General features: G+C 73.1%; 24 protein-coding genes, 1 tRNA gene and 1 riboswitch. Of the genes, 12 read left to right on the top strand and 13 right to left on the bottom strand.

Annotated features, from left to right (window positions below):
- Nucleotides 1-27: 27 nt before the first annotated feature.
- The 8 genes from F1D97_RS13455 (at nt 28) to F1D97_RS13420 (ending at nt 7591) form a co-directional block, all read left to right on the top strand.
- Complete coding sequence (locus F1D97_RS13455; RefSeq protein ID WP_236121020.1) at nt 28-876, top strand: M15 family metallopeptidase; 849 nt, start codon at nt 28-30, stop codon at nt 874-876.
- Nucleotides 877-923: 47 nt separating this feature from the next.
- Nucleotides 924-1340: a hypothetical protein gene (locus tag F1D97_RS13450; protein WP_236121019.1), complete on the top strand. Its 417-nt coding sequence runs from the start codon at nt 924-926 to the stop codon at nt 1338-1340.
- Nucleotides 1337-1690 carry a hypothetical protein gene (locus F1D97_RS13445; protein WP_236121017.1) on the top strand — a complete coding sequence of 118 codons (354 nt, stop codon included), beginning with the start codon at nt 1337-1339 and terminating at the stop codon, nt 1688-1690. The genes F1D97_RS13450 and F1D97_RS13445 overlap by 4 nt, the downstream gene beginning before the upstream one ends.
- A gap of 2 nt (nt 1691-1692) precedes the next feature.
- Complete coding sequence (locus tag F1D97_RS13440) at nt 1693-2148, top strand: hypothetical protein (RefSeq protein WP_236121016.1); 456 nt, start codon at nt 1693-1695, stop codon at nt 2146-2148.
- A gap of 222 nt (nt 2149-2370) precedes the next feature.
- Nucleotides 2371-3174, top strand: coding sequence for a hypothetical protein (locus tag F1D97_RS13435; RefSeq protein ID WP_236121015.1), 804 nt, complete (start codon nt 2371-2373; stop codon nt 3172-3174).
- Nucleotides 3171-4253, top strand: a complete 1083-nt coding sequence (locus F1D97_RS13430; RefSeq protein WP_236121013.1) for a hypothetical protein — start codon at nt 3171-3173, stop codon at nt 4251-4253. Before F1D97_RS13435 ends, F1D97_RS13430 begins: the two co-directional genes overlap by 4 nt.
- A 6-nt stretch (nt 4254-4259) precedes the next feature.
- Nucleotides 4260-5240: a hypothetical protein gene (locus F1D97_RS13425; protein WP_236121011.1), complete on the top strand. Its 981-nt coding sequence runs from the start codon at nt 4260-4262 to the stop codon at nt 5238-5240.
- Nucleotides 5241-5329: 89 nt separating this feature from the next.
- A complete protein-coding gene (locus F1D97_RS13420; RefSeq protein ID WP_236121010.1) occupies nt 5330-7591 on the top strand; it encodes a right-handed parallel beta-helix repeat-containing protein in 2262 nt (753 codons plus the stop codon).
- A gap of 60 nt (nt 7592-7651) precedes the next feature.
- Here F1D97_RS13420 and F1D97_RS13415 read toward each other — a convergent pair whose 3' ends face one another.
- Together F1D97_RS13415 and F1D97_RS13410 are read right to left on the bottom strand one after the other, a co-directional pair.
- Complete coding sequence (locus F1D97_RS13415; protein WP_236121008.1) at nt 7652-8011, bottom strand: helix-turn-helix domain-containing protein; 360 nt, start codon at nt 8009-8011, stop codon at nt 7652-7654.
- Nucleotides 8012-8200: 189 nt separating this feature from the next.
- A tRNA-Ile gene (locus F1D97_RS13410) sits at nt 8201-8274 on the bottom strand.
- 342 nt (nt 8275-8616) lie between these two features.
- Nucleotides 8617-8691, top strand: a riboswitch (cyclic di-GMP riboswitch).
- Nucleotides 8692-8709: 18 nt separating this feature from the next.
- Between F1D97_RS13410 and F1D97_RS13405 the strand changes: the two genes are divergently transcribed.
- On the top strand, nt 8710-8934 hold the full coding sequence (locus F1D97_RS13405; RefSeq protein WP_236121006.1) for a BldC family transcriptional regulator: 225 nt from the start codon (nt 8710-8712) through the stop codon (nt 8932-8934).
- A 116-nt stretch (nt 8935-9050) separates the two neighbouring features.
- Here the strand turns inward: F1D97_RS13405 and F1D97_RS13400 are convergent, their stop codons facing one another.
- The 3 genes from F1D97_RS13400 to F1D97_RS13390 all read right to left on the bottom strand — a co-directional run bounded on the left by F1D97_RS13400 (nt 9051) and on the right by F1D97_RS13390 (nt 12904).
- Entirely contained in the window at nt 9051-9587 is a 537-nt protein-coding gene (locus tag F1D97_RS13400) for a TetR/AcrR family transcriptional regulator (protein WP_236121005.1), read from the bottom strand.
- Between the two features lie 64 nt (nt 9588-9651).
- Nucleotides 9652-12075: a YhgE/Pip domain-containing protein gene (locus tag F1D97_RS13395; RefSeq protein WP_236121003.1), complete on the bottom strand. Its 2424-nt coding sequence runs from the start codon at nt 12073-12075 to the stop codon at nt 9652-9654.
- A 43-nt stretch (nt 12076-12118) separates the two neighbouring features.
- Nucleotides 12119-12904: an ATP-binding cassette domain-containing protein gene (locus F1D97_RS13390; RefSeq protein ID WP_236121001.1), complete on the bottom strand. Its 786-nt coding sequence runs from the start codon at nt 12902-12904 to the stop codon at nt 12119-12121.
- A 146-nt stretch (nt 12905-13050) separates the two neighbouring features.
- On the opposite strand from F1D97_RS13390, the gene def reads away from it, so the two are divergent.
- On the top strand, nt 13051-13539 hold the full coding sequence (gene def / locus F1D97_RS13385; protein ID WP_236120999.1) for a peptide deformylase: 489 nt from the start codon (nt 13051-13053) through the stop codon (nt 13537-13539).
- A gap of 58 nt (nt 13540-13597) precedes the next feature.
- Here the strand turns inward: def and F1D97_RS13380 are convergent, their stop codons facing one another.
- The 3 genes from F1D97_RS13380 to F1D97_RS13370 form a co-directional block, all read right to left on the bottom strand.
- Nucleotides 13598-14284 carry a methionine ABC transporter permease gene (locus F1D97_RS13380; protein ID WP_236120997.1) on the bottom strand — a complete coding sequence of 229 codons (687 nt, stop codon included), beginning with the start codon at nt 14282-14284 and terminating at the stop codon, nt 13598-13600.
- Entirely contained in the window at nt 14281-15300 is a 1020-nt protein-coding gene (locus tag F1D97_RS13375; protein WP_236120995.1) for a methionine ABC transporter ATP-binding protein, read from the bottom strand. Before F1D97_RS13375 ends, F1D97_RS13380 begins: the two co-directional genes overlap by 4 nt.
- Before the next feature lie 69 nt (nt 15301-15369).
- Complete coding sequence (locus F1D97_RS13370; protein ID WP_236120993.1) at nt 15370-16365, bottom strand: MetQ/NlpA family ABC transporter substrate-binding protein; 996 nt, start codon at nt 16363-16365, stop codon at nt 15370-15372.
- Between the two features lie 686 nt (nt 16366-17051).
- Here F1D97_RS13370 and F1D97_RS13365 point away from each other — a divergent pair.
- Nucleotides 17052-17552: a DUF3145 domain-containing protein gene (locus tag F1D97_RS13365; protein WP_236120991.1), complete on the top strand. Its 501-nt coding sequence runs from the start codon at nt 17052-17054 to the stop codon at nt 17550-17552.
- A 90-nt stretch (nt 17553-17642) separates the two neighbouring features.
- Here F1D97_RS13365 and F1D97_RS13360 read toward each other — a convergent pair whose 3' ends face one another.
- From F1D97_RS13360 to F1D97_RS13340, 5 genes are all read right to left on the bottom strand, one after another.
- A complete protein-coding gene (locus F1D97_RS13360; RefSeq protein ID WP_236120990.1) occupies nt 17643-18887 on the bottom strand; it encodes a beta-ketoacyl-[acyl-carrier-protein] synthase family protein in 1245 nt (414 codons plus the stop codon).
- 126 nt (nt 18888-19013) lie between these two features.
- On the bottom strand, nt 19014-19262 hold the full coding sequence (locus F1D97_RS13355; RefSeq protein ID WP_236120988.1) for an acyl carrier protein: 249 nt from the start codon (nt 19260-19262) through the stop codon (nt 19014-19016).
- Between the two features lie 102 nt (nt 19263-19364).
- Entirely contained in the window at nt 19365-20366 is a 1002-nt protein-coding gene (locus tag F1D97_RS13350; protein ID WP_236120986.1) for a beta-ketoacyl-ACP synthase III, read from the bottom strand.
- Nucleotides 20363-21352, bottom strand: a complete 990-nt coding sequence (locus F1D97_RS13345) for an ACP S-malonyltransferase (RefSeq protein ID WP_236120984.1) — start codon at nt 21350-21352, stop codon at nt 20363-20365. The genes F1D97_RS13350 and F1D97_RS13345 overlap by 4 nt, the downstream gene beginning before the upstream one ends.
- A 115-nt stretch (nt 21353-21467) precedes the next feature.
- Nucleotides 21468-22712 (bottom strand): PucR family transcriptional regulator, encoded by a 1245-nt coding sequence (locus tag F1D97_RS13340; RefSeq protein ID WP_236120982.1) that lies wholly within the window; start codon nt 22710-22712, stop codon nt 21468-21470.
- Between the two features lie 157 nt (nt 22713-22869).
- Here F1D97_RS13340 and F1D97_RS13335 point away from each other — a divergent pair, with 157 nt between their 5' ends.
- Nucleotides 22870-23556 carry a hypothetical protein gene (locus F1D97_RS13335; RefSeq protein WP_236120980.1) on the top strand — a complete coding sequence of 229 codons (687 nt, stop codon included), beginning with the start codon at nt 22870-22872 and terminating at the stop codon, nt 23554-23556.
- The last annotated feature ends 55 nt before the right edge of the window (nt 23557-23611 follow it).

Here is a 23611-nt window from a genome sequence, read left to right as displayed (position 1 = left end):
GGGGCTTCCTCATGCCCGGAGGTGATCGTGGCGACCACGAACAACGACTGGCGCGTCGTCGACGAGCCGGCGGTCACGCGCGTCTACCTGGCCGCCGACGCCGACGGCGCGCAGATCCTGACCGGCGACGTCGCGATCGCGCTCAGCTGGCTCGTCGAGCAGATCCACGCCCGCGTCGAGCGCGTCACCAAGGTCAACGGGTGGCGGTCCGCCGCCTACAACCAGCAGGTCGGCGGCGCGCCCGGCTCGAACCACATGTCCGGAACCGCGGTCGACGTGAACGGGCACCTGCACCCGTACGAGGCCGGCAAGCACAGCTCGACGTACGGCACCGGCGGGTGGGGCACCGAGGGCGTCAAGAAGGTCCGTCAGATCCTCGCCGAGGCAGGCGGTCTCTTCGCCTGGGGCCTCGACTACAACCCCGGCTGGCGCGACGCCATGCACTTCGACATCGCCAAGGGCAAGACCGCCCGAGACGTGGCGCGCTTCGTCGCCACGCTCACCCCCGCGCACGAGGAGGACGACGACATGCCCACGCCTCAGGAGATCGCCCAGGCGGTCTGGGCCTACAAGCCCACCGGCACAGACGTCGACGACATCGACACGCACAAGCTCCTGCGCCGCATCAACGCGAACGCGCAGACCGCCGCCCAGCAGGCGACCGCCGCGGCCGCCGACACCGCGTGGGACCGCAAGCACGGCCGCGAGGGCATCGTCCGCCTCCTGCGCGAGCAGGGCGTCAAGCTCTCCGCCGTCTCCGGCGACATCACGACGATCCTCACGAACGGGGGAGTCCCCGCCGAGGACGCGGCCGCGCTCGCGGCGAAGATCCTCGACGGCCTGGGCGAGCGCCTCCAGCAGCGCTCGCAGTCGTGAGCCCGGACAGGCACCTCCCGCGGTGGGCAAAGGTCGTCGGGTGGTGCGTGTGCTTCCTGTCCTACGTTCTCGCGGGCCTCGTCGCAGCGGGTGACGCCTTCGCGCCCTCGCTGACGATCGTCGGGGTCGTCCCGGACTTGCAGATCCACATCAGCACCTGGGCGATCGCCACCATGAGCGTCCTCGGGCTCGCCGGCGTCATCGCACGCCGCTGGCGGATGGAGTGGATCGCTGCCTCGGTCCTCGTGTTCCTGCTCGGCGCCCGCGCTCTCCCCGTGTGGGTGAGCATCGACGAGGTCCCGACCCGCCTGTCCGCCGCCGCAGCGATGACGCTCGGCGCGCTCGGCGTGGGCCGCCGCGCCCTCGACTGCTGGGTGTTCCACGTCAACACGGTGACCGTCGCACGCACCCATCGACGCATGGAGAGGCGGCGAGCGGCCCGGCGAGCGGAGGGCCGCCCGTGAGCACGGACCAGATCGTCTCCTACGTCCTCGGCGCAGGCGGCGTCCTGTCCGGCATCGCCGCGATCTGGGGCACCCGCACCTCCCGCGCCGCCGGCATCAAGGGCGACGAGCGCGAAGCACGCCGCGACGAGGCCGCCCAGCGCCGCGACACGATCGCCGACCGCGACGCCCAGATCGACCAGCTCCAGGAGGACGTCAACGGCCTGCGCGCGGAGGTCGCTCGCGTCACCGCCCGCGCCGACCGGCTCCTCGACGAGCTCGAGGACGAGCGCGAGTACAGCCGCGTGCTCATCGACCACATCTACCGCCAGGCACCGCCACCCCCGCCCCCTCGGCCCGTCAGGAGCTAGCCATGACCGCACCGACCCCCTCGACCGACGAGCACCAGGCCCTCTCCGAGCTCGCCGTCGCGACGCTGCGCACGGCCGTCCCCGCACTCTGGGGCACCCTCGTCGCCGCCCTCCTGGCCGTCCTCGCCGGCCACCTCCCCGACAACATCGCCGACGCGCTCGCGGACGTGCTCGCGTCCGACGTCGTGCTCGGCCTCGTCGTCACGCTCGTGATCGCGCTCTGGTACTGGGTCTGGCGGCGCCTCGAGCGGCACCTGCCGCTGTGGCTCGTGCGCATCGTGCTCGGCTCCGTGCGCACCCCCGTGTACGCGCTGACGCCCGCGGATGCCGTCCTGGCGGAGGTCGCGGAAGTCGAGCAGCTGAGCGACGAGGGCCAGGCGGCGATCGCGGCATGCCCGACGCCCGAGTACCACGACATCTTCCACTACTGCCCGTCGTGCCCCTGGACGTCGAGGTGAGCACGCCCCTGTGCGCGGACCGCTGCGACCTCGTCGCGGACCTCGTCGCTGAGAACGCGCGGCTGCGCGGACTGACCGAGCGGGAGGCGAGGGTCGCACGCGGCCTGACGCCCGAGTTCGTCCCGCCGATCCCGCTGCACTCGTGCACGCAGTGCCCGTCAATGCACCCGTCTCCGCTCGCCGCTGCGGCGTGCGAGGACTCACACTGAACGGGAGGTCACCGTGGCTCTTCCTGCCGGCATCACGACGTGCACGGTCACGAAGTCGCCGCCGAAGGACATCCTCGGCAACGCAGGCGTGGTCAAGAGCGCGACGGTCAAGGCGGACCGCGACCTGGTGTGGTCCGCGACGGGGGAGACCCTGTACGGGCAGCAGGAGGTCCCCGTCGCCCCCGTCGGCGACGGCCTGTCGTTCCCGCTCATCCACGTCAACCAGGCCGGTGTCCTCGACCCGAACACCGGCCTCGCGGTGACGTACTGGTACTACACGGTGAAGGTCACCGTGGCGTTCGGGAACCGCACGCAGACCGACGAGTACCGGTTCCAGCCCCTCCAGAATCAGGCGACGCTCGACCTCGACAAGATCCAGCGCAAGGGCCTCGTCCTACCGAGCGTGTCCGCGCCCCTGCCGGCGGTGTCGAGCGTCGTCGGCTACACCGGGGGCGTGACCGCCGAGCAACTCCTCGCGGGCCTGGGCTTCCCGGTGACCGTGACCGGCGAACGCGCCTCGGGCGAGGCGCTCGCGTCCCTCCTGACGACGCTCGCCGAGCTCGGCCTGATCGTCGACTCGACGACACCCGGCACCGCGTCGACGTCGTCGCGGCCGCCGGTGGTCGTGGCGAACCTCTACGACCCCGACACGGAGACCTGGCTCTTCGAGGACAAGGACGCTGCGCTCGCGGCGGGATACGACCCGGAGAAGGGCGACACTATCGCGTTCGTCGGCTTGCCCGGAGGGCCGCCGCCGTCGTGGATGGAGGACCTGCACCTGTGGACTGAGGGGGGCGACGAGGAGGACGGGGCGTGATGCGCGCGACGCGGCAGGTGACAGCGTCCGCCGCGGAGCGGTTCTCGTCCCGGATCGCGGCGGCCACCATTCGGGGGTTCGTGCTCACGGGGTTCGCCGCGGTGGTCGGCGTCCGCGTCGCGCGGGGCGGGAGGTGGAGGCAGCGCGGTCGTCCTTCGATCCCCGGACCCGGGCTCGTGTTCCACCTCAAGATCACCGAGCCGACCGCGGAGAACACCGGGCCGCGCGTCCCGCCGACGCAGACGTTCGGGTCGCCCGGGTCTCCGTACACGTACACGATCAGCATGCCCGGCGTGACCGAGCGGATCAGGGTCTACGGGCGGATCAACGTCACCGCGGAGAGCGGGGTGATCATCCGCGACGTCGAGGTGATCATGCAGCCGTCGACGACGCAGATCAACGGCATCCAGTTCAACGCTGAGAACTCGCACGGCAACCTCGTCGAGTTCACGCGCGTGACCGTCGGTGACCCGGGCCTCGCGACCGAGGAGCAGTCGACCTGCATCCGCGGCCGCGGCGTCGACGTGATCCGCTGCGACCTGTCCGGTGCCGTCGACGGCCTTCAGGTCTACACACCGACGAAGGCAGTTGCGCGACAGCGCGTGAGGATCCTGGGCACCTACATCCACGACCTGATCGTGTCGCCGTCGACGCAGTCCGATGGGTGGACGCACAACGACTGCATCCAGGGCCTCGGGTCGCTCGACCTCGAGATCATCGGGAACGCGCTCCACGGCGGTCGCACCTCGTGCGTGATCATCAACACCGACGTCCCGGCGCACGGGTGGGGCGACTGCATCGTCGAGGACAACTGGTGCTACGGCGACCCGCTCAACGGGTCCACGCTCAACGTCGCGACGACGGCGAGCATCGGGAACCTGTCGGTCAAGCGGAACCGGATCTCACGCGCCGGGAAGAACAGCGGCCAGTGCTTCGTGAAGGCCCCGAACCTCGTCCCGACGAGCTGCGGCGCGGAGTCCGGCACCAGCAACGGCGCATCGACGTCCGACTGGGTGTACGGGCCCGACGCGAACGTGTTCATGGACAACGGCGCGCCCGTGCCGATCAGGGTGGGGTGACGCGAGATGACGCTGCGCACGTGGTTCGCGCTCGGCGAGCCAGGGCTCTACCTCACCACGTCGGAGACCGGGAACACCGGCGACGGCGGCGACCCGCCGTTCACGGTCGTGACGCCGAGCAACACCGCCGGCATCCAGTACGTCGACGACGTGCCGAACCCCGTGACGGAGCGCACCGTGATCCGGTACGAGGGCACCGGAACAGCGCTCGAGACCCGCAAGACGACCCCCGCGGTCTCCCGCGGTGCCTGGCAGCTGATGTTCCGGGTGATGGCGCTTCCGTCCTCGCTCACCGTGATGGGCGCGATGCGCGGCGCGAGCACCGGGAACATCGAGGCGCGCCTCACGTCCGCGAACACCCCGACGCTCAACGCCAACGGGACCACGTTCGACACGGTGCCGTACACGCTCGTACCCGAGGACGAGCTCTACGTCTGGGACATCTGGAACGAGAACGGCACGACCACTGCGGACGGCAAGGCCAAGCACAAGTTCCGCAGGGTCGAGGACGACGGCTCGCTCACCGTCCTCCACGACGGCGCGCTCTTCACCGACAAGAACACCGGCATCACGACCTTCGACTCGTTCCGCATCGGGAAGACCACCGCATCCAGCACGCTGATCCTTGACCTGATCCAGTGGTCGATCGACGACGGCCGCGCCGACTACTGCCCCGACCCGGTCACCGGCATCTGCGGGTCCGACCAGGTGCAAGCACCCTGGGGCGAGGGAGTGCTGGCCGCGACCGGCAGAGGCGAGTGGACCCAGCTCGCCGGACCGCCCGTCACCCTTCTCGGCTCGGGCAAGACCGTCACGTACCGAGTCCCCGCGAGGAACAGCGGCGCCACCCTCACATTCGGCTACGGCGGCGACACCTGCACCAACACCGCGCTGCCCGTCACCGACCACCTCGGCCCCGGCACCGCACCCCGTCCGATGCGCCTCCGCTCCGGCCGATCACTGCGTGCCGCCGGCGTCATCGCCTGACCACCGTCCTGCCACGCCGACGCCCTCGCACACCCGCGCTCGCGGGCTTCGTCGTGCCCGGACTCATCACTTCGAACCCGGAGGTCACTGTGGCTCTTCCTGCTGGCATCTCGACGTGCACGGTCACGAAGTCCCCGCCGAAGGACATCCTCGGCAACCTCGGGACGCTCGTGAGCGCCACGGTGAAGGCGGACCGAGACCTGGTGTGGGCGGAGACGGGGGAGACCCTGTACGGCCAGCAGGCGATCCCGGTCGCGCCGATCGGTGATGGGCTCTCGTTCCCGCTCATCCACGTCAACCAGGCCGGCGTCCTCGACGCGAACACCGGCGAGGCGGTCACGAACTGGTTCTACACGATCACCCTCACCGTGAAGTTCGGGGCCCGTCAGCAGGTCGACGAGTACCGGCTCCAGGTCGTCCTGGGCCAGCTCACGGTCGACCTCGACGACCTCCCGCGCAAGGGCACGGTCCTGCCGTCCGTGTCGGCGCCGCTGCCCGCGGTGACGAGCGTCGCGGGCAAGACGGCGAACGTCTCGGCGGACGACCTGGCGAGTGAACTCGCTGGCCCTCTGCGCCTTCCGCTCGTCATCGACGTGCGCGACTTCATCGAACCGGGCGAGACGCTGGACCTCACCGGTGAGGAGGACGCGCACGTCATCCTGCAGCGGGCGGTGGATGCACTGGGCACGGCCGCGGCGTCTGATGGGCAGCCGCGCGTGCTCACGCTGCCTCGCGGGCGGTTCCGGCTCGAGGTCGGCCTGACCTGGCGCAGTCGCGTCGGGCTTCGTGGTGCGGGGCGACTCGACACCGCGCTCGCTCCCGTCGGGCGCGTCTGCGCGGTCAACGGCTGGGCGGCCCCCGGGGACTGGGATGGCGAGGAGTACCTGGACTGCTCGTTCTCCGACTTCACCATCGACTGCTCTGGGCAGGACCACACGGCGTACGACTACGCGATGAAGGGCGTCTTCATCCAGCACATGCGACGCCTGCGCTTCGAGCGTGTGACGATCCGCGACTCGTGGGCGACCGCGTTCGGCTGCGACTTCCTGTCCGACGCGACGTTCGTCGACTGCGAGGCCGTCAACGCCGGCCGCGGCACGCCCGCGTCGCGGTGGGGCACCGGTGCGGGCTTCGGCGTCGGCATGGGCTACGAGCCCGTCGAGCCCGTCACCGTGATCAACTGCGTCGCGCGCGACTGCTACACGCACGGTTTCTTCATCGAGCACCTGGACCGCCCCGAGGCGCAGCACTACTCGCGCGGCTTCCGCCTCATTGGCGCCACCGCGACGGGCTGCTACACGGGGTTCTTCGACGCGGGAGGCCGCGGCGCGGTCGTGCAGAGCGGATCTTTCACGGGCAACACGTACGGCGCTGCGCTCCGCGGCACGGGCGCAGCGTCGCAGGCCGGCGTCGAGGGTCTGATCGTCGACAGCGTGCTCGCGAAGAACGCCACCGCGGGTGTCGCGCTACTCGACACGTCCGCAGGGTCGTACACGCTTCGCGGCAACGACATCTCCGACAACACGGGAGCCGGCGTCACCGCTCCGTCCGGATCGAAGGTCGGCCCCGGGCTGAGGCTCGCGCAGAACCGCGTCTGCCGGAACGGGGGTGGTGGCGTCAAGGTCGAGGTAACGACGGTGCGCGCCGAGCTCTCGTCGAACATCGTCCACGACAACACGGGCGACGGCGTGCTGCTCTCCGCGTCCTCGGCGTCGCTGCGGATCGTCGACAACGACGTGCGCGGCAACACCGGCCGCGGCGTCTACCTGTCTGGGGCGACCATGTACGCGACCGACCCCACCATCCAGCGCAACACGGCCGTGGGGAATGGGGATGACGGGCTCGCCGTCGTTCAGGTCGTGAGCGGCGGCGACCTGATCTCGGACAACGTGACGGACGACGGGTCGACCCTGACGAACCTGCTGGCCGATCCGTCGTTCGAATCGAACTCGACCGGCACCACGTCGCTCAACGCCACGCTCTCGCGCCCGACCGGAGCAAGCCCTCACAGCGGGTCGTACCTGCTGCGCGGCACCTACTCGGGCGCGGGCGGAACGGGGTACGGAGTGATCAGCGCGACGGGCACGGTGGCGCCCGGCCAGCACCGCAAGGGCTCGCTCTGGGTCCGCGCTGTCGCCGGGCGGCGCATCTACCCGACGCTCAACTACGGGCCCGGCGGCGGTCAGGAGATCGGCGCCAAGGTCATCGCGACCGGCGACTGGCAGCAGCTCTTCATCGAGGGCGTCATCCCGGACTCGCGCACCACGTGCCGCGTCGCGGTGTACGTCGACACCGATGCAGCGATCAGCCCTGGCGAGATCCTTGACGTCGACGACGTCTCGATCGTCTAGCCCGCCCCCACGACACCGCCCCCGCCCCGCCTCTTCGGAGGTGCGGGCGGGGGCGCTTCGTCATGCGTCGACGCTGACGATCTCGACGCCCGGCACCCGCTCGCACGCCCTGGCGACCACGTGTCGCCACCACCGGGCCGGCAGGTGCGCGATGTCCGGGCGGGCAGCGTGCATCTCGGCGTCGGTGCGGTACACCCGCACGACCGGGTCGCGAGCGTCCTCAAGTGCGGCCACGAGCTCGTCGACTGCGCGGGCGGTGTACTCCTCGACCGCCTCGACCTCCTCGCGCACCCGCACGGGCACACGCTCGCGGCCGGACTCCCAGCGGCGGTAGGTGTCGTGGCGCACGCCGAGCATGCCGGCGAGGGACGCGCTCGTCAGGCCGAGGTACTCACGGACGGTCGGTGTGGCTGCCGGCATCCGAAGTTGAGCGCCTGTACAAGTCCTGACGCTGGTTCCGGCCGGTACCAGACAGGCGGGGGAGCAGCGCCCCTGGGGCGTCTCCGCGCGGCGCTCGGCCGGGTCACCGACGCGGGGTCTGCTGCAAATCTGCTGCACGAGCACCGAGGCAGCAGGTGCCCGCGCAGCGTCACTGCAGGTCAACACGGGTGGGGCAGGTGGGGCTTGAACCCACGACCCACGGATTATGAGTCCGCTGCTCTGACCGGCTGAGCTACTGCCCCGAGATCGCTCGCCAGGCTACCCGCCGGACACGCGATGTCCGTTTCTCTAGACCCGTCGGAGCAGTGTCCGCGTGCGACCGGTTCGTCCCGTCACCCGTGCGGAGGCCGCGACGCGCCTGACGTGACCGACGTCACGCGATCTTTCGCCCGTTGGGGTGACGCGATTGCCGCCCCGACAGAATCGGCGCGTGACCTGGACATATGTCCGACTACCAAGCCGGACGTCCGACTCGTCGGCCTTCCTCCTGGTCCGGGACGTCCGAAATTCACCCGAATGCCCGTGGTCTCCCACGGCCGCGCTTCTTGCACACGTGTCCAGTTTCGGGGATAGTTCTTAGTTGTCAGCGACAACGGCAAACCCTCCGCGAGGAGGGGACGCAAAGCCACGGGGCCCACCGGGTCAGCCGAGCTACCGAACGACGAAGGAGAGCCATCATGGCCATCACCACCCCCCACACCGACGCCCCCCTCCAGCAGGGTGCCCTGCTCACCCCCGGTGAGGTCGCCGTCCTGTTCCGCGTCGACCCGAAGACGGTCACGCGCTGGGCGCAGGCGGGCAAGCTGTCGGCCGTCCGCACCCTCGGTGGGCACCGCCGCTTCCACGAGGCCGAGGTCCGTCAGCTCCTGCAGGGTGTCCCGCAGCAGCGCACGGGCGAGTGAGCTCGGCGGGAGCGTCCCGCACGCACGTCAGGCGCTAGGGCCGGTGACTCGTCACCGGCCCTTCGTCATGTCCCGGACCGGTCGCCGGGTGTCCGGTGTCGGGGCAGGGTGCAGCGTCAGGACAGCGTCGCCAGGACCGCGTCCCGGACGTCCTCGATCGGGCGGTCCGGCTGGAACACGAGCCACTCGAGCCCCGCGACGAGCGTCGCGCCGAACAGGGCCGCGGCGGTGAACCACGCGTCGCGCTCGGGCCACGCCCGCTCGACGACGTCCGCGATCGTCCCCATCGACTCCTGGCGCACCTGACGGATCGACTCCTGCCACGCGCGGCCGGACCGGAACGACTCGGCGACGACGAGCTTGGCGAAGTCCGGGTGCGCCCGCACCTGCTCGAGCAGCGCCCCGACCATCGACTCGACCGCGGCGCGACCGGTGAGCCCCTCGGCGGCCGACTTCAGGGCGGCGGTCAGCCGTGAGACGCCCTCGGCGATGATCGCCTCGAACAGCCCCGACTTCGAGCCGAAGTTGTAGAAGACGCTGCCCTTGGCGACACCCGCGGCCGCGGCGATGTCGTCGACCGTCGTCGCGCCGATGCCCCGGTCCGCGACGAGCGCGAGGGCGGCGTCGACGATCTGGCGCCGCGTGTCCGTCATGGTGCGCAACCCTAATCCGCCTCTCGTCGTCGCCTGCCCGCGCAGCTCACCTGGGCACCCGCCGTCAGATCGACAGCGCCGGGTGGAGGCGCTCGAGCGTCCAGGTCCGCAGGCGCCCGGCGCGCCACGCGGTGATCGTGAGCGAGCCGACGAGCACGCCCGCCAGCACGACGACCGACACCCAGAACCGGGCGTCGACCGGGCCCGTGATGACCTGGCGCAGGCCGGTGACCGCGTAGCTCATGGGCAGCAGCGGGTGGATCGCACGGAAGAACGCGGGAGTCGTCTCGACCGGGTAGGTCCCGCCCGACGAGGCGAGCTGCAGCATGAGCAGCGCGAGGATCGCGACCTTGCCTGCCGCAGGGCCGAGCACCGCCATGAGCATCTGCTGCAGCGCGAGGAACGTCGCGGCGACGAGCATCGTGAACGCGAGCGTGCCGACCCCCGAGCTCAGGTCCAGCCCGAGCCCGAGGTGCACCACGCCGAGCATGACGACGACCTGCGCGGCGCCGAGCGCGAGCGCGGGCAGGTAGCCGGCGAGCGTCACGCGGCCGCCCGAGGCGGGCGTGGCGAGCGCGCGCGTGGGCAGCGGGCGCAGCAGCAGCCACGTGATGAGGGCGCCGACGAACAGCGCGAGCGGCAGGAAGAACGGCGCGAACCCCTCGCCGAAGCCCTCGGCCTGGCTGACGTGGCTCTCCTCGACGTGCACGGGGGACGCGATGGTGCTCGCCCGCTCCGGCGTCGCGATGCCCTCCGGGATCGCCTCCTCACCGCCGGTGAGGCCCTCGGCCAGCTGCCCGGCACCGTCCGCGAGCAGACCGGACCCGTCGGCGACCTGACCTGCGCCGTCCGCGAGCGTCGCGGTGCCGCCAGCGAGCGTGCCCGCACCCGTGGCGAGCGTGCCGGTCCCCGCGGCGAGCTCGCCCGCACCCGACGCGACGCTCGCGGAGCCCGAGCGCAGCTGCGTGAGGCCGTCGACGAGCCGCGCGGTGCCGTCCGCGAGCGTGCCCGCGCCCGAGGCCGCGCTCGTCGTGCCCTCGGCGAGCGTCCCGGAGCCGTCGGCGAGCGTGTCGACGCCCGCGGACAGCGACGACGCACCGGTGGCGAGCGCGCCGGCACCGGTCGCCAGACGGTCGAGCCCCGCGGCGAGGTCGCTCGTGCCGGCGGTGAGGTCCTGGGCCCCGGAGGACAGCGCCGCGACACCGCCGGACAGGTCGTCCGCGCCGGTCGCCACGCTCGTCGCGCCCTCGGACAGGGCTGCGAGCCCGTCGGCGAGCTCCGCGAGGTCGTCGTCGGAGGGGAGCATGCCGGACTGCTCGGACAGCGCCGCCAGGAGCTCGGCCGCCGTGGCGTCGCCCGCCTGCGCGCGCGCCGTGAGATAGCCCGCGACCTGCCCGATGCCGCTGCGCAGGGACGGGACGGCCGCGACGAGCGGGGAGAGCCGGTCGTCGAGCGCGTCCACGCCCGCGGCGAGCGCCACTGTGCCGTCGCGCAGGTCCGCGGCGCCCGACGCGGCGGAGGCCAGCCCGGTGGCGAGGGCGCCGGCGCCCGTGTCGATGCGCGCCGCGCCGTCGGCGGCCGTCCGCGCCGAGCCGGCGAGGGTCGTCGCCCCGTCGGCGAGCGACGCTGCGCCGTCGGCCGCGTCCTGCGCGCCCTGCGCGAGCCGGCCGGCGCCGTCGTCGAGCGTGCCGAGCCCGGCCGCGAGGTCCGCGGCGCCCGTGGCCGCGTCGCTCGCGCCCCGAGCGGCGCTCGTCGTGCCGTCGGCGAGCGTGGTCGTGCCCGACGCGAGCCGCGCCGCCCCGGCGTCGAGCGTGCCCGCACCCTCGGCGAGCGCCTGCGCGCCGTCGGCCGCGTCGCGTGCGCCGTCCGCGACCCGCGTCGCGCCGTCGCCCAGGTCGCCCGCCGCCGCGCGCAGCGTGAGCGCGCCGTCCGACGCCTGCGCGAAGCCGTCGCGCGCCGCGCCGAGCCCGACGAGCACGCGCTCGGTCACCCGCTCGCCGATCGACGCCGACACCGCGGCCTCGACCTGCGTCATGGCGCTGCGGCCCAGTGTGGACGCGAGGAAGGAGTTCGCGTCGTCGTACGTCACGAGGATGCGCGCGCTCGTCGGCTCGTCGCCCGACGCGGAGGCCACGTCCTGCGAGAAGTCCTCGGGGAGCGTCACCGCGAAGTAGTACGTGCCGTCCTCGACGCCGGAGGCGGCGTCCTGCGCGTCCGTGACGCGCCAGTCCAGGTCGCCGGACGCCGTGAGCGCGTCGGTGACCTCGTCGCCCGCGCGCAGCGGTGCGCCGTCGACCTGCGTGCCCGCGTCGGCGTTCACGAGCGCCACGGGCAGCCGGTCGAGGTTGCCGGTCGGGTCCCAGAACGCCCACAGGTACAGCGCGCCGTACAGCAGGGGGACGAGGATCATCGCGGCGACCGCGAGGCGCGGCAGGCGTCCGCGGCGGAACCGGCGCAGCTCGGTGCCGGTCGTGGTGAGCGCAGGCATGGCAGTCCTTGGGTGGGGCATCGGGGTCTTCGGGTGCGGCCGGTCAGGCCGCGTCGGTCGCGGGGACGGCGTGCGGGCCGGTCGCGAGGGTCACGCGCGTGACAGGGGTGCGCCAGGCGGTGCGGGCGACCTCGTCGAGCGACGCGACGGACGCGACGACGGTCGTCCCGGCCTCCGCGATCGCCTCCAGGCGGGACCAGAGGGTCGCGCGGCGCGTGGTGTCGTGGACCTGGTCCACGTCGTCGACGACGAGCAGGCGCGGGCGCTGCGCCATCGCGAGCGTCACGCGCAGCAGGAGCGTGTCGACCTCGTCGAGGTCCCACACGACGCTCGTCACGCGCGGCAGCGGGCGCTCGCCGAACACCGGCCGCGCGAGCGTCGTGAACGTGCGCTGGTCCACGCGCGGGACCCTCCGGTACCAGGGCGCGAGCCACGCGAGGCGCTCGCGGACGACCTCGCCGACCGTCACGCTGTCGTCGAGCTCGTCGATGCCGGCGAACCCGGCGACGGCGGCCTCGCGCTGGACGCGGTCGCGCTCGCGGGGGAGCGAGCGGCCCAGCACCGTGAGCGACGAGCCGGTGTCCGGGACCATCCGGCCCGCGAGGGTCAGCAGCAGGCTGGAGCGCCCGGCGCCCTGCGGGCCCTGCACGACGGTGAGCCCGTCCGCGGGGACGTCGAGGTCGACCGGTCCGTAGACCACGCCGCGCTCGCCGTGCAGCGCGAGCCCGCGTGCGACGACGGCGGCCGGTGCCGGCGCGGGGTTCGGGTGCGCGGTCGGGTCGCTCGACCCCGTCGGGGTGGCGCGGTGGGCGGTTGTCTGCGGGACCATGCGTTCCTCTCCTGACTGACCGGTCAGTACAGAAGTCTACGCATGTCGAGCGGACCGGACGGGCCGAGAGGGTGTCTGTCGAGTCACACGCGCGAGCGAGCGGGCCGCGCGAGAGTCCACGCGGGAGGCATGGGAGGATGCTCCGCATGGCGATGCGAGAGATCCGGACCGTCGGCGACCCCGTGCTGCGCACCCCGTGCGACCCGATCACCACGATCGACGACCGCGTCCGGTCCCTCGTCGAGGACCTGCTCGAGACCGTCGACGAGGACGGCCGCGCCGGGCTCGCCGCGAACCAGATCGGCGTCGGCCTGCGCGCGTTCTCCTGGAACATCGACGACGAGATCGGCTACGTCCTCAACCCGACGATCGTCGAGCTGTCCGAGGACGAGTACCAGGACGGCGACGAGGGCTGCCTGTCGGTGCCCGGCCTCTGGTACCCGACGCGCCGCGCCTGGTACGCGCGCGTCGTCGGGCACGACCTCGACGGCAAGGAGGTCGTCGTCGAGGGCACCGAGCTCATGGCGCGTTGCCTGCAGCACGAGGTCGACCACCTCGACGGCATGCTCTACCTCGACCGCCTCGAGCGGTCCGTGCGCAAGAAGGCCATGCGCGCGATCCGCGAGCAGCTCTGACCGGACCGCACGTCCGAGGGGGACGGGCGCGACGGTCGTCGTCGCGCCCGCCCGCACCTCAGCGGTGCATCACGCGACGCGACAGGTAGTTCCCCAGCGCCTGCGCGGCCTGCACCAGCAGGATGATCACGACGACCGTGACCCACACGACCGCGAAGTTCCAGCGCTTGTAGCCGTAGTCGAGCGCGAACGCGCCGAGCCCGCCGCCGTCGATGATGCTCGCGAGCGCGGACATGTCGACGACCGCGACGAAGACGAACGTGTACCCGAGGATCAGCGGGCCGAGCGCCTCGGGCACCAGGAGCGTCGTGATGATGCGCCACCGGCTCGCACCCGTCGCGCGGGCCGCCTCGATGATGCCCGGGTCGATCGCGACGAGGTTCTGCTCGACGATGCGCGAGACGCCGAACGTCGCCGCGAACGACATCGCGACGACCATCGCCGAGCTGCCGAGCCGCGTGCCCAGCAGGAACACCGTGACCGGCGCGATCACCATCAGCAGGATGAGGAACGGGATCGGCCGGAACACGTTCACCACGAGGTTGAGACCCGCGAACACGCCGCGGTTGCCGAGCAGCCCGCCGCGCCTCGTCGTGTACAGCGCGAGCCCGAGCACCAGGCCCAGCGCGCCGCCGATGAGGAGCGTCGCGCCCACCATGTAGAGGGTCTCGCCGAACGACTCGACGAGCTTGGGACCGTGGAACGACCAGTCGAAGCCGTGGTCGGCACGGGGGACGGGGATCATCGCGCCTCCTGGACGTCCGTGACCTCGCGCAGCCGGGCGACGAGCGTGTCCACCGCGTCCCCGGGTCCCGCGAGCGACAGCGTGAGCGAGCCGAACGAGCGGTCCTGCAGCGTGCCGATCCCGCCGTACACGATCTCGAAGCTCACCCCGAGGCCGTTCGCCGACCCGAGGACCTGACCCAGCCGGCTGCCGTCACGCACGTCCGCGGTGACGATGCGGCCGTCGTGGTGCCGCCGCAGCCGCGCCAGGTCGCCCTCGCGGGGCCGGTCGTGCAGGACGGTCGAGACGAACCGGCGCGTGATGTCCGCGCGCGGCGCGGCGAACACGTCGAACACCGAGCCGAGCTCGGCGACCTTGCCGTGCTCGAGCACCGCGACCCGGTCGGCGATCGAGCGGACCACGTCGAGCTCGTGCGTGATCACGACGATCGTCACGCCCAGCTCGGTGTTCACCTTGCGCAGCAGGCGCAGCACGTCCTGCGTCGTCTCGGGGTCGAGCGCGCTCGTGCACTCGTCGGCCAGCAGGATCGACGGCTGCGCCGCGAGCGCACGCGCGATGCCGACCCGCTGCTTCTGCCCGCCCGAGAGCCGGCTCGGGTGGTCGTGCGCGCGCGGCAGCAGCCCGACGAAGTCCAGCAGCTCGGCGATCCGGCGGTCCCGGTCCGCCTTGGGCCACCCCGCGACCTTGAGCGGGAACGCGACGTTGCCCGCGACGGTGCGCGAGGAGAACAGGTTGAACTGCTGGAAGATCATGCCGATGTGCCGGCGCTTGAGCTCGAGCTGGCGCTCGGAGAGGCGCGTGACGTCGTCGCCGTCCACGACCAGGCGTCCGGACGTGGCGCGCTCGAGGCCGTTGATGAGCCGTACGAGCGTGCTCTTGCCGGCGCCCGAGTAGCCGATGACGCCGAACACCTCGCCACGCTCGACGTCCAGCGAGATGCCGTCGACCGCGCGCACCGGCCCGGCCGGCGAGTCGAAGACCTTCGTGACGTCGTCGATCTCGATGATGGGGGACATGGTGCCTTCCCGGCAGGAGGGGTGGACGTCGTCGTGCCGCCCCGGACCGGGACGGCACGACGACGGGGATCAGCTCGTGGCCTGCAGGTTCTCCTGCGTCGTGGCGAGGATCTCCTGCAGCGCGGCCGCGTCGTAGCCCTCGACGATCACCGCGGTGCCGCCCGAGGACTCGACGACCGACTCGAGCACCGACGGGTCGTGGTACAGCTCGACGATCCGCTGGTACACCGGGTCGTCGACCTCGTCGGGCCGCGCGACGAACACGTTGATGTACGGCTTCGCGCCCTCGGACGACGGGTCGTCGGCGTAGACGTAGCCGTCCAGGTCGAAGCCCGCGTCGGTCGCGAAGTTGTTGTTCACGACGACGCCCGCGATGTCGGGGTCGCCGATCAGGCCTGCCGTCTGCGACGCCTCGACGGGCCGCACGACGACCGTGGACGCGTCGGTGTCGACGTCGTCCGGCGTGGGCACCGACGGGTCGCCCGTGAACGTCACGAGCCCTGCCGACTCGAGGACGAACAGCGCGCGCGCCTGGTTGGTCGCGTCGTTCGGGATCGCCACCTGCTCGCCCTTGGTGAACTCCTCGACCGAGTCGTGCTTCTCCGAGTACAGCGGCAGCGGCACGATCAGCGTCGAGCCGATCGGCTGCAGGTCGTCGCCCGTGTTGTTGTTGTGGTCCGCGAGGTAGAGCAGGTGCTGGAACGCGTTGAGGTCGATCTCGCCGTCGGCGAGCGCCGGGTTCGGCTGCGTGTACTCCGAGAAGCCCACGAGCTCGAGGTCGATCCCCTCCTGCGCGGCCAGGTCCTTGAGGATCTGCCAGTGCGGCTGCGCGATCTCGGTGGTCCCGAGGCGCACGACCCTCGCACCGTCGGACGCCGACGAGCCCGCCGACCCGGCGGAGGGCTCGTCGGAGCCGCGGTTGACGAGGAGGGCGACCACGACGCCGACCACGACGAGCGCGGCGACGACGAGGCCGGCGGCCAGGCCGCGCCGGGACGAGCGCGCCTTCGGGGGGAGGACGGGCGCGCCGTCGGACGGGGGAGTCGGGGAGGTGCTGTCGGACATGGTGGGTCTCCGTGGGTCGGCCGGTACGGGTGTGCCGTGGGACGGGCGGGGCAAGTGCTGCGGGGCGGTGCCGCCGACGAGGCGTGCGGCGGGCGATGCCGAGGAGCAGAGCCGTGGGACGGTGCCGCCGCGGGGTCGCGGCGGCGGTGCGGAGGCGTCAGGTCGTCGTGCGGCCAGTGTGCGCCGACGTGCCGCAGGCCGCCGCTCCGGAGCAGGAGCGGGGCGGCGAGGTTGGGGACGTCGTCAGGTGCCCTGCGGCACCGGTCGGACGTGCGACCCGACGCGGCTCAGCAGGACGCGGGCATTCGACGGTGCGCGGTGCACGGACACATCACGGCCGCGCCCGAAGGCTCAGCCGTGCAGGTGCCCGTCGTCCACGTGCGCATCGTCGACCTCTCGTCAGGCGGCTCGGTGCCGCGTGGCCGGCGGACGCCGGCCGGGGCCGGACATATCGCGCGGCCCGGCCCCGAGTGAAGTCCAGCGGGGGCGAGCCTGTCAAATGCCGAGCGGTTGCGTCGGTGAACGCCCGTGTTCACGCATCCGGGCGACGCGCGGCGGTTCCGCTTGGCGTCACCTCGCCTCGTCGTGCATCCTGAGCCCGTACGCCGCGCGCGCTCCACGGGTGCTCCGCAGCAGTCACGAGGTCGTTGGGGAAGGCGAACCTCGAGCCGCTGATGGAGGACGACATGGCAGGTGCGATCACCCGCGGTGTGCTTTTCGTGCACTCGGCACCGCGTGCGCTGTGCCCGCACATCGAGTGGGCGGCGGGCAACGTGCTGGGTCAGCGCGTCTCGCTGGACTGGACGGAGCAGCCGGCCGGCCCCGCGTTCTACCGCGCCGAGCACTCGTGGCAGGGCGTGCCCGGGACGGGCGCGCGGCTGGCGTCCGCCCTGCGCGGCTGGGCCCACCTGCGGTACGAGGTGACCGAGGAGGCGAGCCACGGCACCGACGGCTCGCGCTGGAGCCACACGCCCGACCTCGGCATCTTCCACGCGCAGACCGACGTGCACGGCAACGTCGTCGTCCCCGAGGACCGCATCCGCGCCGCGCTCGAGCACGCGGGCGACCCGGCGCGGCTGCGCGCCGAGCTCGACCTCGCGCTCGGCCAGGCGTGGGACGACGAGCTCGAGCCGTTCCGCTACGCGGGCGCTGGCGCGCCCGTGCGCTGGCTGCACCGCGTCGGCTGAGCCGCCGCACCTGACGAGACGACGAAGGGGCGTCCCCGGCGGGGCGCCCCTTCGTCGTGCGTCTGCTCGCGCGTCTCGTCGTGCGGGAGGTCAGGCGCTGGTGACGACGAGCGCGACGTTGTGGCCGCCGAACCCGAACGAGTTGTTGATCGCGGCGATGTCGCCCGCGGGCAGCGCGCGCGGGGTGTCCCGCACCAGGTCGAGCACGAGCTCCGGGTCCGGGCTGCTGACGTTGATCGTCGGCGGGGCCTGGCGCTCGTGCAGCGCGAGGACCGTGAAGATCGTCTCCAGCGCGCCCGCGCCGCCCAGCAGGTGGCCGGTCATCGACTTCGTCGCCGACAGCGCGACGTGGTCCGCGTCGTCGCCCAGCACGCCACGGATCGAACGCGCCTCGATGAGGTCGCCGACGACCGTCGAGGTCGCGTGCGCGTTGACGTGCACGACCTCGGGCGCGGTGACGCCCGACTCCCGCAGGGCCGAGCGCATCGCGCGGATCTGCCCGTCGCCGCTCGGCTCGGGCGACGTGATGTGGTAGCCGTCCGCGGACAGGCCGACGCCCGCGATACGGGCGTACACGCGCGCCCCGCGGGCCGCCGCGTGCTCCGCGCTCTCGAGCACGACCACGCCCGAGCCCTCACCGATGACGAAGCCGTCGCGGTCGACGTCGTACGGTCGCGACGCGCCCTGCGGGTCGTCGTTGCGCAGCGACAGCGTGCGTGACGCCGCGAACGCGGCGATCGGCATGGGGTGGATGGTCGCCTCGGTGCCGCCCGCGATGACCACGTCGGCGCGCCCGGCGCGGATCATGTCGACGCCGTAGCCGATGGCCTCGGCGCCCGACGCGCACGCCGAGACGAGCGCGTGCGCACCGGCCTTCGCGCCGAACTCGAGCGACACGTACGCGACGGGGGAGTTCGGCATGAGCATGGGGACCGTCATGGGCAGGACGCGGCGCGCGCCCTTCTCCCGCAGCACGTCCCAGCCGTCCAGCGTCGTCCAGATGCCGCCGATGCCCGACGAGACGACCGCGCCGAGGCGCTCGCCGTCGACCTCGGGCGAGCCCGCGTCGGCCCACGCCTCACGCGCCGCGACGATCGCGTACTGCGCGGAGGGGTCCATGCGCTTGAGCTCGGGCCGCTCGAGGACCTCCTCGGGCTTGACCTTGAGGGTCGCCGCGAACTGGACCGGGATGCCGTAGCGCTCCGACCAGTCCTCCTCGAACGGACGGGCGCCGGACTCCCCGGCGAGCGCCGCGGCCCACGTGCTCTTCACGTCTCCGCCCAGCGGCGTGGTGGCGCCCAGGCCGGTGACGACGACGTCGGTCGTGTGGCTCATCGTTGCTCCCAGTGAGGTCGGGTCCCGGTCTCGCGGGTGTCGTGCGGAGGTGCGGGTGTGCCGGGTCGCCGGCGACGCCCCTGCGCGTCCGTCCTGCGCGGCGGGGCGCAGGACGGACGCGGTGGCTCAGGACTGCGCGTTCGCGATGAAGCTGACCGCGTCGCCGACCGTCGCGAGGTTCTTGACCTCGTCGTCGGGGATGCGCACGTCGAACTTCTCCTCGGCGAGCGTGACGATCGTCATCATCGACAGGGAGTCGATGTCGAGGTCGTCGGTGAACGACTTCTCCGACTGGACCGCGTCGGTCGGCAGGCCGGTCTCCTCGCTCACGATCTCGGCCAGACCGGCCAGGATGTCCTGCTCGCTGTACGCCATGGGTGTCTCCTTCGTGGGACGTTGGGGTCGGACGAACGGTACAGCCGGGCGGCCGGACCGACGGGGAGTACGGGGCGCCGGCGGCGGCACCCCCGGGGTGGGTCAGGGCAGGACGACGACCTGGGCCGCGTAGACGAGTCCCGCGCCGAACCCGATCTGCAGCGCGAGCGCGCCCGAGGACACCTGGCCCTCGCGGAGCAGCCGCTCGGTGGCGAGGGGGATCGACGCGGCGGACGTGTTGCCCGTGTCGGCGATGTCCCGCGCGACGACCACCGAGTCGGGCAGCTTGAGCTGCTTGATCATCTGGTCGACGATCCGCATGTTCGCCTGGTGCGGGATGAACGCCTCGACCTCGTCAGCGGTGACGCCCGCGGCGTCGAGCGCCTTCTGCGCGACGGGAGCCATCTGCCACACGGCCCACTTGAAGACCGACTGGCCCTCCTGGCGCAGCGTGGGCCAGCCCGCGCCCGTCTGCGTCTCCTTCCAGGAGTGCGTCTGGCGGATGGCCTGGGCCTGGCCGCCGTCGGAGCCCCAGACCGTCGGGCCGATGCCCGGCGTGTCGGACGGGCCGATCACGACCGCGCCCGCGCCGTCGCCGAGCAGGAAGGAGATCGAGCGGTCCGTCGGGTCGATGAAGTCGCTCATCTTCTCGGCGCCGATGACGAGGACATGGCGGGCCGTGCCGGCGCGCACGAGCGCGTCCGCCTGGCCGATGCCGTAGCAATAGCCCGCGCACGCGGCCGAGATGTCGAACGCCGCGGCGGGCGTCGCGCCGATGCGGTCCGCGACGATCGCGGCGCCGGCGGGCGTCTGGTGGAAGTACGTGACGGTCGACAGGATCACCGCGTCGATGTCCGCGCCCGTCAGGCCGGCGCTGTCGAGCGCCTTGCGCGCGGCGGCCTCGGCGAGGTCGAGCACGTCGGTGTCGGCGCCGGCCCGCACACGTGTGACGATGCCGGTGCGCTGGCGGATCCACTCGTCGGACGAGTCGATCGGCCCGGCGATGTCGTCGTTGGTCACGAGGTTCTCGCCGCGGACGCCGCCGATCCCGAGGATGCGGGTGTGGGCGGGTCCGGTGGCCTGCGTGAGGGTGGGACGGGTCACGACGACTGCTCCTGGCTGCTCGCGGACGTGGGGACGGCCGACGACGCGTGGCGGCGCACGAGGTCGCGTGCGGCGTCGAGGTCGGCGGGGGTCTTGACGGCGACGGTCTCGACCCCGGGCAGCGTACGGCGCGCGAGGCCCGTGAGGACACCGCCGGGGGCGACCTCGAGGAGGCCGGTCACGCCGAGCTCGAGGAGGGTCGCGCAGCACAGGTCCCAGCGCACCGGGTTGGCGACCTGCGCGACGATCCGCGCGAGCGCGTCGGCGCCGCCCGCGACGGCCGAGCCGTCGGCGTTCGACAGCAGCGTGACGCCGGGCTCGCCGGGCGTCACGGCGGAGGCCGCGGCGCGCAGCTCGTCGACCGCGGGCGCCATGTGCTCGGTGTGGAACGCGCCCGCGACCTGCAGCGGCACGACCCGCGCCCGCGCGGGCGGCTCGGCCGCGAACGCGGCGAGCGCCTCGAGCGTGCCGGCGGCGACGACCTGGCCGCCGCCGTTGACGTTCGCGGGGACGAGGGAGTGCCGGTCCAGGGCGGCGAGCACCTCCTCGGGGTCGCCCCCGAGGACGGCGCTCATGCCGGTCGGGGTGACCGCCGCGGCGCGCGCCATGGCGGCACCGCGGACCGCGACGAGCCGCAGCGCCTCGTCGTCGGTCAGGACTCCCGCGACCGCAGCGGCGGCCAGCTCCCCGACCGAGTGACCGGCGGTCACGTCCACGCGGTCCGCGACGGACGCGCCGAGCGGCGCGCTCGCGTCGAGCTCCAGGACCGCGCGCAGCGTGGCGAGCGCCGAGGCGACCAGCAGCGGCTGCGCCACCGCGGTGTCCCGGATGGTGTCGGCGTCCGACGTCGTGCCGTGCGCGACGAGGTCGAGGCCGGTGGCCTGCGACGCACGGCCCACGGCCTCGGCGACGGACGGCAGCTCGAGCCAAGGGGCGAGCATGCCGGGGGACTGGGCACCCTGTCCGGGGCAGACGACGACGAGCACCCGTCAACTGTGCCTTCCCGTTCCCGCGGCACCGGTACGCGGCGCGCACCGAGAATGCGGCGAGCCGTTGTGGGTCTCCTACAAAGCGCTGCGAGCAGTCCGGCCCGCGGCGCGCTCAGGCGGACGCGTCGAGCTGCCCCACCGCGAGGGCGGTCTGGAGCACGTACGACTCGCGCGGGTCCAGCGGGTCCCAACCGGTCACGTCGGCGACCCGCTTGAGGCGGTACCGCACGGTGTTCGGATGCACGTACAGCGTGCGCGCAGCCGCCTCGAGCGAGCGGCCCGTGCCCAGGTACGCCGAGATCGTCTCCAGCAGCGCGCCCTGGCTCGCGGACAGCGGCTCGTACGCCTGCGCGATGAGCGTGCGCCGCGCGAGCGGGTCACCGACGAGCACGCGCTCGGGCAGCAGGTCGTCGGCCGCGACGGGGCGCGGCGCCTGCGGCCACGCGGCCGCCGCCTGCAGCCCGGCGAGCGCGGCCCGGGCCGAACGTGCGCTCTCCGTGAGGTCCGCGACCTGCGGGCCGACCACGACCGGACCGGGCCCGAACCTCGGGAGCAGCGACTGCACGGCCGCGCGCAGGTCGCCCTCGCCGCCCAGGAAGATCACGAGCCGGTCGCCCTGGATCCCGACGAGCGCGTCGTCCGCGGCCCGGCTGGTCGCGCGCCGCAGGTCCGCCGCGCGGACCTCGTCGATCGGGGCCGCGGTCGTGCCGACCACGACGAGCGTCGGGCCGCGCCCGCCCCAGCCGAGCGCCGCGACGCGCGAGCGGACCGAGTCGTCCACGTCGCCGCGCACCAGCGCGTCGACGACGAGCGCCTCGAGCCGGGCGTCCCACGCGCCGCGCACCTCGGCGGCGCGCGCGTAGACCTCGGCCGCCGAGAACGCGACCTCGCGCGAGTACAGCAGCACCGCCTCGCGCAGCTCGCGTTCCTCGCCTGGGGCAGCGAGGCGCTCGGCGTGCGTCTCGACGACGTCGACGACGACGCGCACCAGGTGCAGCGTGTGCTGCAGCGAGATCGAACGCGTGAGCTCGGGCGGGGCGCTCGCGAAGATGTCGCTCACGCCGTGCGGCGGACGGGTCGAGTCCGCGAACCACGTGATGAACGCGCTGATGCCGGCCTGCGCGACGAGCCCGACCCACGAGCGGTCCTCGGCCGGCAGCGCGCGGTACCAGTCGAGGTCCTCGTCGAGGCGACGCATCGCGGCCGCCGCGAGCAGACCCGCGCCCTCGCGCACGCGCCGCTGCGTCTCGGCCGTCGGGACGTGCTGGGCCACGGCCGCGGACGGCGTGAGCGCGCCCGCAGCGGCCGCCCGGGGCGTCGTGGTGGGGCGCGCGGCGCGGTCGGAGGAGCGGGGCATGCGCCGAGCATAGGCGGACCGCTTGTGGGAAGTCGACAAAGCAGGGGGCGTGGCGACCGCGCGTCGCGGGCGCGTCGGCGTGGTACGGATCGCCCGGCGTGCCCGGTTCGCGGCTTCTCGGCTCGGCGCCGCGACGACGACGGGCTAGTGTCGCTGCATGGCTCTGCTGCCCCGTCTGAGACAGCTGATGCGTCGGCCCTCGTCCGCGTCGCGCGTCGGCGCCCGCCGCCCGACGAGCACGGCGCGCCGCGGTGACACCCTCCACGAGGACGCCCTGCGGTCGATGTTGTCGGACGACCCGAACAACACGCGCGCGTTCGCGGCGCTCGCCGAGATCGTGCGCCGCCGTGCGGCCGAGACCGGCCCGGACGGCGACCCGCTGACCGCCCCGCAGGACGAGCTCGCGCGCCAGCGCGCCGCCGACCTCGCGGTCTGGTCGCTCGGCGAGGAGCTCGCCGGGAACCCGCGCGCCTGGTACCCGCTGATCGAGGTCGCGCGCCTGTCGGTGCACGACGACCACGAGGGCACGCTGCGCCGCCTGACCACGGGCGCCGAGCGCGACCCGTCGGGCACGGCCCTCGCACAGGCTCTGAGCCTGCTGCGGGAGGCCGGCAAGCCCGTCGACGCGCTCGGGATCGGGGTCGGGCACTGGCGCCCGCGCGAGCACGACCCCGAGGTCGCGCGCCAGCTCGTCCTCGCGGCCGTCGAGGCGGACCGCCCGCTCGACGCCAAGCAGTTCCTCGCGAACCTCGACCTGTACCCGGACCAGGCGTCCGTGCGTGAGCTGCGCGAGGAGCTCGCGCACGTCGTCGCCGAGGCCCAGCAGGCGATGCCGGGGACCTGACCGGAGCACCACCGGACCACGCCGCCCGCGAGGGCGGCGGGACGACGAAGGGGGC

The organism is Cellulomonas palmilytica (assembly GCF_021590045.1).
In the GTDB taxonomy this organism is placed as follows: domain Bacteria; phylum Actinomycetota; class Actinomycetes; order Actinomycetales; family Cellulomonadaceae; genus Cellulomonas; species Cellulomonas palmilytica.
The sequence above is the reverse complement of the archived record's forward strand: the minus strand, read 5'-3'. Positions and strand labels throughout refer to the sequence as shown.